Source organism: Nanoarchaeota archaeon, assembly GCA_018897155.1.
Lineage (GTDB): Archaea > EX4484-52 > EX4484-52 > EX4484-52 > LFW-46 > LFW-46.
In genome coordinates, this window is sequence record JAHILE010000004.1 from 1 (window position 1) to 8,791 (window position 8,791).

At 39.8% G+C, this 8,791-nt stretch carries 16 protein-coding genes; 9 read left to right on the forward strand and 7 right to left on the reverse strand.

The features are described from left to right. Positions 1–207: 207 nt before the first annotated feature. Genes KKB09_00355 through KKB09_00365 form a run of 3 tightly spaced genes read left to right on the forward strand, consistent with a single transcriptional unit; the run spans position 208 to position 3,384 of the window. Complete coding sequence (locus KKB09_00355) at positions 208–1,590, forward strand: ATP-binding protein (GenBank protein MBU4299648.1); 1,383 nt, start codon at positions 208–210, stop codon at positions 1,588–1,590. Positions 1,591–1,597: 7 nt separating this feature from the next. Further along, positions 1,598–2,752 (forward strand): oligosaccharide flippase family protein, encoded by a 1,155-nt coding sequence (locus KKB09_00360; protein MBU4299649.1) that lies wholly within the window; start codon positions 1,598–1,600, stop codon positions 2,750–2,752. A 59-nt stretch (positions 2,753–2,811) separates the two neighbouring features. Next, entirely contained in the window at positions 2,812–3,384 is a 573-nt protein-coding gene (locus KKB09_00365; GenBank protein ID MBU4299650.1) for a GNAT family N-acetyltransferase, read from the forward strand. A gap of 44 nt (positions 3,385–3,428) precedes the next feature. On the opposite strand, the gene KKB09_00370 is transcribed toward KKB09_00365, so the two are convergent. The 4 genes from KKB09_00370 to KKB09_00385 form a co-directional block, all read right to left on the reverse strand. Continuing rightward, positions 3,429–3,572, reverse strand: coding sequence for a hypothetical protein (locus tag KKB09_00370; protein ID MBU4299651.1), 144 nt, complete (start codon positions 3,570–3,572; stop codon positions 3,429–3,431). Positions 3,573–3,775: 203 nt separating this feature from the next. Then, complete coding sequence (locus KKB09_00375; GenBank protein MBU4299652.1) at positions 3,776–4,261, reverse strand: HEPN domain-containing protein; 486 nt, start codon at positions 4,259–4,261, stop codon at positions 3,776–3,778. After that, positions 4,245–4,856 carry a nucleotidyltransferase domain-containing protein gene (locus KKB09_00380; GenBank protein MBU4299653.1) on the reverse strand — a complete coding sequence of 204 codons (612 nt, stop codon included), beginning with the start codon at positions 4,854–4,856 and terminating at the stop codon, positions 4,245–4,247. Before KKB09_00380 ends, KKB09_00375 begins: the two co-directional genes overlap by 17 nt. A gap of 286 nt (positions 4,857–5,142) precedes the next feature. Beyond that, positions 5,143–5,394 carry a hypothetical protein gene (locus KKB09_00385; protein MBU4299654.1) on the reverse strand — a complete coding sequence of 84 codons (252 nt, stop codon included), beginning with the start codon at positions 5,392–5,394 and terminating at the stop codon, positions 5,143–5,145. Positions 5,395–5,670: 276 nt separating this feature from the next. On the opposite strand from KKB09_00385, the gene KKB09_00390 reads away from it, so the two are divergent. Then, positions 5,671–6,075, forward strand: coding sequence for an oligosaccharide flippase family protein (locus tag KKB09_00390; GenBank protein MBU4299655.1), 405 nt, complete (start codon positions 5,671–5,673; stop codon positions 6,073–6,075). 5 nt (positions 6,076–6,080) lie between these two features. Here KKB09_00390 and KKB09_00395 read toward each other — a convergent pair whose 3' ends face one another. Both KKB09_00395 and KKB09_00400 read right to left on the reverse strand, forming a co-directional pair. After that, positions 6,081–6,530 (reverse strand): PIN domain-containing protein, encoded by a 450-nt coding sequence (locus KKB09_00395; protein ID MBU4299656.1) that lies wholly within the window; start codon positions 6,528–6,530, stop codon positions 6,081–6,083. 24 nt (positions 6,531–6,554) lie between these two features. Continuing rightward, the gene (locus KKB09_00400; GenBank protein ID MBU4299657.1) at positions 6,555–6,719 is read right to left on the reverse strand and encodes a hypothetical protein; all 165 of its coding nucleotides are present in this window, start codon (positions 6,717–6,719) and stop codon (positions 6,555–6,557) included. Positions 6,720–6,797: 78 nt separating this feature from the next. Here KKB09_00400 and KKB09_00405 point away from each other — a divergent pair, with 78 nt between their 5' ends. The 5 genes from KKB09_00405 to KKB09_00425 all read left to right on the forward strand — a co-directional run bounded on the left by KKB09_00405 (position 6,798) and on the right by KKB09_00425 (position 8,513). Continuing rightward, entirely contained in the window at positions 6,798–6,962 is a 165-nt protein-coding gene (locus KKB09_00405; GenBank protein MBU4299658.1) for a hypothetical protein, read from the forward strand. A 41-nt stretch (positions 6,963–7,003) separates the two neighbouring features. Next, entirely contained in the window at positions 7,004–7,261 is a 258-nt protein-coding gene (locus tag KKB09_00410) for a hypothetical protein (GenBank protein ID MBU4299659.1), read from the forward strand. Positions 7,262–7,512: 251 nt separating this feature from the next. Further along, the gene (locus KKB09_00415) at positions 7,513–7,935 is read left to right on the forward strand and encodes an oligosaccharide flippase family protein (GenBank protein ID MBU4299660.1); all 423 of its coding nucleotides are present in this window, start codon (positions 7,513–7,515) and stop codon (positions 7,933–7,935) included. 7 nt (positions 7,936–7,942) lie between these two features. Continuing rightward, complete coding sequence (locus KKB09_00420; protein MBU4299661.1) at positions 7,943–8,278, forward strand: hypothetical protein; 336 nt, start codon at positions 7,943–7,945, stop codon at positions 8,276–8,278. Further along, complete coding sequence (locus tag KKB09_00425) at positions 8,271–8,513, forward strand: GNAT family N-acetyltransferase (protein MBU4299662.1); 243 nt, start codon at positions 8,271–8,273, stop codon at positions 8,511–8,513. The genes KKB09_00420 and KKB09_00425 overlap by 8 nt, the downstream gene beginning before the upstream one ends. 1 nt (position 8,514) lies before the next feature. Here the strand turns inward: KKB09_00425 and KKB09_00430 are convergent, their stop codons facing one another. After that, complete coding sequence (locus KKB09_00430; protein ID MBU4299663.1) at positions 8,515–8,664, reverse strand: hypothetical protein; 150 nt, start codon at positions 8,662–8,664, stop codon at positions 8,515–8,517. Positions 8,665–8,791: the final 127 nt, after the last annotated feature.

The following is an 8,791-nucleotide window of genomic DNA, read 5'->3' on the forward strand; positions in this document are numbered from 1 at the left end:
AGCAGTTTAACGAGATATTGCGAAAATTAAAAAAGAAAGATTCTTCTCTTGCAATGCGTCTTTAAAAGGCAAAAGGAGAAAGCATATAGGACGCTGTGCTTACTAAAATGCGCTTAATCATCGCATATTCGCAGTAAAAAGCTTTAAAGGTTCGCTAAAGCCGAAAATATGCAAACCTTTAAATAGTTGCAATTAGATAATATTTTCATGTTTCAACAATTTATAAATAGAAAAGAAGAGCTGAATAGTCTTGAAGAACACTTTGTAAGCGGCAAACCTGAATTTATTCTCATATACGGCAGAAGGCGGGTCGGCAAAACAGAGATTATAACCCATTTTATTAAAAGCAAGCCAAGCATTTACTTTCTTGCGGAAGAAAAACGGTATGATGACAACCTGAATGAAATGAAGTCTATAATGGGCAATTTTCTGAAAGATGATGAGTTCGGGCGGATTAATTTCGAAAACTGGGCTCAGCTGTTTAAAAGTTTTTTGGAAAAAATATCCGAAAGAACAATCGTGGTAATAGACGAATTCCCTTATTTAGTTATGGAAAATAACGCAATTCCTTCCGAATTCCAGAAAATATGGGATTTGTATCTCTCCAAATCAGATAAAATCATGCTTGTGCTCGTAGGCTCGTCAATAAGCATGATGGAAAAACTGCTTGGAAGAAAGTCTCCGCTTTTTGGCAGAAGAACCGCACAGCTCGAGGTAAAGCCGGTTAATATATTCCAGCTAAAAGAATTTTTTCCGGAACGTTCGATAGAAGAATGCATAAACATTTACGGCTGCACCGACGGCATACCTTTGTATTTGAAGCAATTCGGCACAAAGACGGATGTATTTGAGAATATGAATAATATATTTTTCCGAAGGGATTCCCCGCTCTACAGCGAAGCCGAAATTTTAATGAAGCAGGAATTCCGTGAGCCTGCCAACTATTTTTCAATACTGAAAGCAATATCCTTCGGGAACACAAAACAGAATAAAATTGTGAACTATACAAACATAGACAAGAGCATAATCTCGAAATATCTGAAAAATCTCGAAGAAATACGGGTGATAAAAAGAAAATATCCCGTAACAGAGAGAAAGGAGACGAGAAAAAGCACAAGATATGCATTTTCGGATAACTATTTCATGTTTTGGTTTAGATACATTTATCCTGCAAAGACGCAGATAGAAAGCGGCTCTAAAGAGGCTTTTGAATCAATGAAGCGGACATACGATGCATATATGGGCTTTATTTTCGAAAAGGCGGCAGAGCAATTATTATTGATGTGCGATATGTTCGCATTCGCAAAGGTCGGCGAATGGTGGCACAAAGACTGCGAAATAGATTTAATTGCGTTAAATGAAAATAAGAAAGAGATTTTCTTTTTTGAATGCAAATGGATGATTTTAAAAGAAGGAACCGCAAGGAAAATACTTGAGGATTTAAAGATTAAATCTTTAGCGGTTGATTGGAACAACGGCAAAAGAGCAGAACGTTTTGGCTTGATTGCAAAACGAATTGAAAACAAGGAAAATCTGAAAAAAGACGGCTTTTTGGCTTTTGACCTCCAAGATTTTGAAAAAATTGCGTGACGATTTTATGAAAGCGAAAATCAACGGCTACATCAGCTCAATAATGGAAGAATCCGCACTGATAAAGGACAGCGGAATGCTCTTTCTTGCGGCTTTTGCCGGGAGTTTGTTCCTGTTTGTTGCGAATATCATGCTTTCCAAGCAGTTCGGCCCCGAAGGCTTCGGCAATTTCAAGACCGTGCTTTCGTTATTCTTGTTTCTTCCTGCTTTGATTGAATTCGGCGCAGGGGCAACACTAACAAAATACATCGCCGAGGGCAACACCGGAATAATACGATGGTTCCTTAAGTTGAGGGTTGTAAGTTACATAGTTGTTGGAGCGACAGTATTTATTTTCAGGGAGCAGATAGCTTCCGTGTTCCTCAAAAACGAAGCATTAAGCCATCTCGTCATTCCCGGACTAATTCTTTTCCTTTTCACATTCTTTGAAATCTTCAAGCCAATAGTGCAGGGTTTTCAGAATTTTAAATTATTGGGCGTATCGCAATTCCTGACAATGTTTTTCCAAGGTACATTCATCCTTGCTTTAGGATATTATTTCGGCGTTTATTACGCCCTTCTCGGGTGGGGATTAGCGTACTTGTTCGGCAATTTGCCAAATATAAATTATCTCTTAAAAAAGAAGCTCAACGGAAAAAAGGCCAATATCAAAAAGATATTCCGTAATTACAGCATTCCCGTGTATCTGATGATAATTCCTGGATTTGTCGGCGCTGCAATAATTCCAATCTTGTCGTTGTTCTTTTCACAGAAATTGATTGGGTATTATGCGTTTGCATTCACGTTTTATTCCGGGGTTTTGCTTATATCTACGGCGTTATCGTCAGTAATGTTTCCGAAAGTATCTGAGTTTTTCGGAGCAAAAAAGCATTTGAATGCTAAAAGCGTACTTATGAGGATTTTTGCAGTCTATACGCCGATTGTTGTATTGGGCGTTGCAGGAACTGCGATGTTATCTGAATACATTATCAACTTTATTTCGCCATCCTATCTTGCAGGCCTTTCAATATTTAAAGCGCTGGTAATCTTAGGCTTTATATCTGGATACGCGCAAGTATACAGAACGTATCTAACAGCAAAAGGCGATATGCGCTCTCTCACGATATGGACTCTGGCGCAGAACATCGTACTTTTGGGCGTAAGTTTGGCGGCTATGATTTAAAGCGAATACGGCTACCAATTATATAAACTTTCTTTGGAATAAAATATAAAGGTTTTATTATGAATGAACGCATCTCATCGGAAGATTTGCGAAGAGAGCAATTATCCGAAAAGCACAGAGGGATACTCAACAGCTTTGAAACCGATGAAACCGAACTCAAAAAGTTTCTTATCGAGGACGCATTGAATAATCAGGATTTGGCTATCTCGAATACCTATGTCTGGTTTTACAACCCGAAAAACGAGCTTGCAGGATACATGACCCTTCTCTCTGATGCCATACGAGTACATGGAACGAGCTTAGGACAGTCGTTCCTTGACAAAGGCGTGGCATATAAGACGCTTCCGGCGCTGAAAATCGGCAGGATGTGCGTTGATAAAAAATATTTACGAAAAGGCATCGGTACTGAGATGATCGCATTTGCCGCAAGAACGCTGCTTGAAATCAACGAAAGAATAGGGTGCCGCTACGTTGTGGCTGATGCAAAGCAGGATGCCAAGCATTTTTACAATAAGCTGAACTTTCTAATCTTGAAAGATCGTGAGAAAGGAACTGTTCCAATGTTCTTTGATATGATGAGAACAATAAGATACCAAAGGCAATTAAGAAAGAACGAGGAGGAATTACGATAAAACATTACAATCCGTGATTCCGACGCAGATGAAAAGCTACAGAATTAAACCTTTACTTCAAGTATTCTTTTGGCTATTTCGATGTCTTTCGGTGTCAGTTTGCCGGTCTCCGCTTCCTTCATTTGCTTAAGGAATCGCTGGGCCCAGACACCTTTTAGCTCGGGCGTTGCCCTGATTGGTTTTGCCATATAATCACAATAGGTTATTATGCGCCGCAGTTTAAAAAGATTAAAAACGCCAAATTATGCTTTATATCTCTGCCGGATAAAATATTACTGTGAGCGCTCACCGCGCGGACGGTTGCGCAGAACCTTGTGGTTTTGGGCGTGAGTGTTATTTTTGAGGGATAATTTATGTAAATATCTCGTGATTCGTGAGAATGCGGCAGATTTCAATCATGATTTCTGTTTATGACCGCAAATATGTTTTGCAGAAACTTTCGTGCATTCTCCGCGGATTCATTCGCAAAAGGCAGATTCGCCTGCGGAAGCGTCTGGTATGTAAAGTGCCCTCGTTTCCATTTTTCCTTTCCGAACAGATTGAGAAGCTCGTCTGCAGTGACAATCATCTTCTTGTAAATGTTCAAAAGTTCAAAATCAAGTATCCCTGTATCTACAAATGCTTTTTTGAATTCGTCGATTGTTTTCTTATGGATTTCCGGCGGCTTGGCGTCTATTCCTTTTGTAAGCAGCAGCGCTTTAGCTGCGTAGAATATGGCATAATAGGCATGAGATATTACTGCGCTATAAAATGTATCACTTTTTTCTGCCTGGAGCTGTTTCTTCAAATCCTCATTTCCGGAGAGCAAAAGCAGGGACTTTGCAAGACGCAGTTCATTTTCAGACCGTTCCAGATACAGCTTAACCATTGAATCCATGCTTTCTCGCCTCGTTTATCGTGAGATAATAATTTTCTGCGCCGAAAAATATAAGCCTTTCTTTAAAGATGAACTTTGCGTAGTTTTCTTCTTTTGCAAGAAGCATTTCTAAGAATTCTTTTTGCGTAAACACATATGGATGCACTTCGGGTATTAGAAGGCCGCCTTTGTTTTTCAGAGTGTTCAGAATTGATATCGTATCGTCGTTTGTGATAACTATGACGTCAAGGTCCGAATTTTTTGTTTCTGTTCCCTTTGCATAGCTTCCTGCGATTATCAGAGTGAAATATGCAGTATTTATGATTTTGAATATTTCATTGATGTTGGGGATTTCCCGTTCATTTGCTTCAAGCTCGTCCAAAAGAGAAAGGTATTTTATGGCGATGGCTGAATTAAGGTTAATCGTTACTATTTTAGAATGCCCCTTTTCTTCAAGATGCAAAATCCCGAGTTTTGAAAGCTTTTTTACCGCATTAAATGTCCATGAGTAAGAAGTTGTTTCTACTGCTTTTGAAATCTCCCGGATAGTATATGTCTTAAACAGCCTTTTCCTGAATATTTCGATTATTCTTAATTCTTTATTTGTCAGCATCATATCACTTAAAGTATAATATTATACTTTTAAAAGTATATAAACTTTGCTGGAAGAATTTGCGCCGAAACAAGGGGGTAAAAGGTTTGCATGAGCCCAAGGCAGAAAAAGGGCACGCATTATATAATAGGGTGCGGCCATATTTGAAATGCGTATTTAATTGCAAGCAATGACTTTTTGAGCGCCGGAATTTGCTTTATATTTCTGCCGGATAAAATATTATTGCGAGAGCGCGGACGGCTGCGAGTTTGGGCTGCGAGGACGGCGGCTGTTTTGCAAAAGAAGTTTGTTAAGCCATTTCCTTTTCTTCGCCGGAATATTTCCAAAACCATAAAAACAATGCTGTGATAAAGACAATGAAATTGACCGCAGCAAAATCATCCATTCGTATGGCGTTTATCAGCCACCAGTGGCCTACAGGCATTGACAATACTCCCATTTGTTTTGATAATATCAGCGAATATTGAAATCCGATTGCATACAGCCAGGATAATAAGGATATGCAAAGTACTGTCAATAATGCGGCTTTTTCCAGTTTCATAAAAATCACATTAGCTACTGTTTTTCTTCAATCCTGCATTAAATCCAACCGGTGCGCATTATTAGTGGCTTCCGGAATATGAATATGATGAGAAGAACTCGCGCCCAAAATTACACGGCAAAGAGTCTTTTTAGGGCAAAATCATGGAAATCTCCATTTTTCAAGCTTTTTCAGCTTTGCTGAAAAATCATGCTTAAAAAAGTAATGTTACTATATACACCGATAGCGCTTTATTTTGCCTTGACGGGCTGCGGTTGGTATGTGATAGATGATTTTATGCGAGCGAAAATCAACGGCTACATAACTTCAATAATGGAAGAATCCGCATTGATAAAGGACAGCGGGATGCTGTTTTTAGCGTCATTTGCAGGGAGCATATTCCTGTTCGTGGCAAACATCATGCTATCAAAGCAGTTCGGCCCCGAAGGCTTCGGCAATTTCAAGACCGTGCTTTCGTTATTCTTGTTTCTTCCTGCTTTGATTGAATTCGGCGCAGGGGCTACACTAACAAAATACATCGCCGAAGGCAATACAGGGATAATTAAATGGTTTTTGAAGCTTCGCGTAGTAAGCTATGCGGTTGTAGAGATATTTGCGCATGGTTTCCGGAATGTTGTGAGTTTGGCGCTTGTGATTAGTGCATTCTCGACTTCGTACTTTGGCAGATGCGGTATCAAATAGGAAAGTTACTCCTCCAGATTCACGACTTCAATTAAACCATAAACGCTTCTGGTATTGTAATGCGTATCAAACGTAATCAACTTCTTTGCTTCTGAAGTTGCAGCATCGGCAATTATTCTAACATCAGTAGAGCCCACTCTATACTCCAGTTCTTTTAGTTTTTGGAGCTTCTCTATGTAGTCTTCTATTTTCGGAGTATGGAGCCGGACACCTTTTAGCAGTATGGCAAGCTGTTCTATGGCGCTGTAAAATGCATCAAAATTCGTATTCGGATCGTACGCTTCCCTTATTGCTGCTCCGATTTCACCGATGACGAGATGAGAAACACACGCCTCGTAAGTGCCGTTTTGCACCCGCCTAAGATACTGTAGTGCCTTTCTTGCTTGATTATCCGCCAATATCGCACTTACAAATATGGAGGAATCGATAAAATGCAGTCCGTCAAGATTAGGCATATTCTCCCTCAAGAAATACCGGCATTAGAAAACAAATGCGCCTTTTTCCGCCTTAGCCCTTAAGCGCCTTAAGAGTTGCACTGCTGACTCATCCGGGTGCTTTCGCGCCGAGCGCGGTATCGGCTTAATTCCCAATGATGCGTACAGCTCCTCTAATGACATGCTATCGACATCGATTTTATCATTCATAATCATCACAACCATTATATGTCTTTCGGGGTTTAAAAAGGTTAAATTCGATATGAGGGTGCATAGGAAGTCAGTTTTATGCGAAAAAGAATCAACTGCTACATCAATTCAATAATGGAAGAATCCGCATTGATTAAGGACAGCGGAATGCTCTTTCTTGCAACATTTGCCGGAAGCTTGTTCCTGTTCGTTGCGAACATCATATTATCCAAGCAGTTCGGACGGATGGATTCGGGAATTTAAAAGCTTTTAAACTCCCGGAGATAACATTAATAGGCGAGATTATGATAGGTCAAGACTTAAAACCGAAGCAATTGTACAGCCAAAAAATTATTGGCAAGCTTCAAAGAGACTTAAATGCTTTTGATATTATGATGAAGAAGCGCATGCAGCTAATGAAGGATGAACTGGATGAGCTTTCTCTTGTAAACAATAAAGAATTAATGTCTGAATTAAAAAAATCCGAAGAAGATTTCAAAAATGGCAGGGTTGTTCGCTGCAACAACAAGGAAGAAATGGAAAAACATTTTGAATCGCTTTGAAGGGTGTGCCGATGTACCCTGTCGAATTCTCAGAGTATTTTAACGAGATATTGCGAAAATTAAAAAAGAAAGATTCTTCTCTTGCAATGCGTCTTTAAAAGGCAAAAGGAGAAAGCATATAGGACGCTATGTTCTAATGTTCTCGTTTGAATGCGGTGTTGTGCGCATGGAAGGATTTGCGCATCATGATGATGCGTATTAACTGCTTATCCTTCGCATATTCACTTAAAAATATTAGTTGCTTCTAATGAATGGTTACGATGTTTATGCGAGCAAGAATCAACGGTTATATCAATTCAATAATGGAAGAATCCGCACTGATAAAGGACAGCGGAATGCTCTTTCTTGCGGCTTTTGCCGGGAGTTTGTTCTTGTTCGTTGCGAACATTATATTATCGAAGCAGTTCGGGCCCGAAGGCTTTGGAAACTTCAAGACGGTACTCTCATTATTCTTATTTCTTCCTGCACTGATAGAATTCGGCGCAAGTGCCACACTAACAAAATACATCGCAGAGGGCAATACAGGGATAATTAAATGGTTCCTGAAGCTTCGTGTAATAAGCTATGCGGTTGTAGGGGTGTTGCTGTTCATATTCCGGGAGCAGATAGCCGCCGTGTTTCTCAAAAATGAATCGCGGAGCTATTGCGATTTATATATACTTTCTTTGGCGTAAATATGGTATGCGTGATTTTATGGCTGCTGCGCAGATTTCGCAATACGAACTGAGCGTGGAAAAGCTATCCGAAAAGCACAAATCCGTTCTTGAAAATTTCAAAACCGATAATGTGGAGCTCAAAAAATTTCTTGTTGAAGATGCTTTGAAAAATCAGGGGCTGAATATATCGAATACATATCTTTGGTTCTATACGCCCAATAATGAGTTTGTGGCGTATCTGACAATCCTTGCAGACGCCATAGGCATTCATGGCACAGGACTGGGCGAATATTTTTCAAGTCAAAGGCATATTTTACAAAACTCTTCCGGCGCTCAAAATCGGACGTATTTGCGTGCATAGCGAATACTCCGGAAGGGGTATAGGAACGCACATGATAGACTTTGCCACGGTAAAGGCGTTCATGTTAAGCGAAGAGGTAGGATGCAGGTTTATCTCAACAGATGCAAAAAGGGATGCCATTCACTTCTATAAAAAGAACGGATTTGAGATATTAAGAACACGCGAAAAAGGCACCATTCCTATGTATTTTGATCTTGTGAAGCAGCTGGAAATAAGGAATAAACGAATTATATAAATTATGCGTAAAGCTTGAATTCCTTTAATCTCTTTGCCAATTCCAAGTCCCTTTTCGTTATCGGAGCCTGCTCTCTTTCACGCATTTTCCTAAGGAACTCTACCGCTTCCCTGCCCCGAAGCGTCGGTGTTGCACGTATTGGTTTTGCCATTTTCAATCATCTCTTTATGCATTGGATTGAAAAGCTGAGAGCGATACACCTCATGGTTCATAAGATATCGCGAACAGATTTTTCGCCCGTATTTAATGCATTGGGCGAAAACAGCTAATCATAGGTA

Coding starts and splice junctions, on each gene's coding strand:
- KKB09_00365 (MBU4299650.1), top strand. CDS start 2,812: ATGAATGAACGCATCTCATCGGAAGATTTGCGAAGAGAGCAATTATCC.
- KKB09_00355 (MBU4299648.1), top strand. CDS start 208: ATGTTTCAACAATTTATAAATAGAAAAGAAGAGCTGAATAGTCTTGAA.
- KKB09_00370 (MBU4299651.1), bottom strand. CDS start 3,572: ATGGCAAAACCAATCAGGGCAACGCCCGAGCTAAAAGGTGTCTGGGCC.
- KKB09_00360 (MBU4299649.1), top strand. CDS start 1,598: ATGAAAGCGAAAATCAACGGCTACATCAGCTCAATAATGGAAGAATCC.
- KKB09_00405 (MBU4299658.1), top strand. CDS start 6,798: ATGCGAAAAAGAATCAACTGCTACATCAATTCAATAATGGAAGAATCC.
- KKB09_00400 (MBU4299657.1), bottom strand. CDS start 6,719: ATGAATGATAAAATCGATGTCGATAGCATGTCATTAGAGGAGCTGTAC.
- KKB09_00390 (MBU4299655.1), top strand. CDS start 5,671: ATGCGAGCGAAAATCAACGGCTACATAACTTCAATAATGGAAGAATCC.
- KKB09_00420 (MBU4299661.1), top strand. CDS start 7,943: ATGCGTGATTTTATGGCTGCTGCGCAGATTTCGCAATACGAACTGAGC.
- KKB09_00375 (MBU4299652.1), bottom strand. CDS start 4,261: ATGGATTCAATGGTTAAGCTGTATCTGGAACGGTCTGAAAATGAACTG.
- KKB09_00410 (MBU4299659.1), top strand. CDS start 7,004: ATGATAGGTCAAGACTTAAAACCGAAGCAATTGTACAGCCAAAAAATT.
- KKB09_00430 (MBU4299663.1), bottom strand. CDS start 8,664: ATGGCAAAACCAATACGTGCAACACCGACGCTTCGGGGCAGGGAAGCG.
- KKB09_00415 (MBU4299660.1), top strand. CDS start 7,513: ATGGTTACGATGTTTATGCGAGCAAGAATCAACGGTTATATCAATTCA.
- KKB09_00385 (MBU4299654.1), bottom strand. CDS start 5,394: ATGAAACTGGAAAAAGCCGCATTATTGACAGTACTTTGCATATCCTTA.
- KKB09_00380 (MBU4299653.1), bottom strand. CDS start 4,856: ATGATGCTGACAAATAAAGAATTAAGAATAATCGAAATATTCAGGAAA.
- KKB09_00395 (MBU4299656.1), bottom strand. CDS start 6,530: ATGCCTAATCTTGACGGACTGCATTTTATCGATTCCTCCATATTTGTA.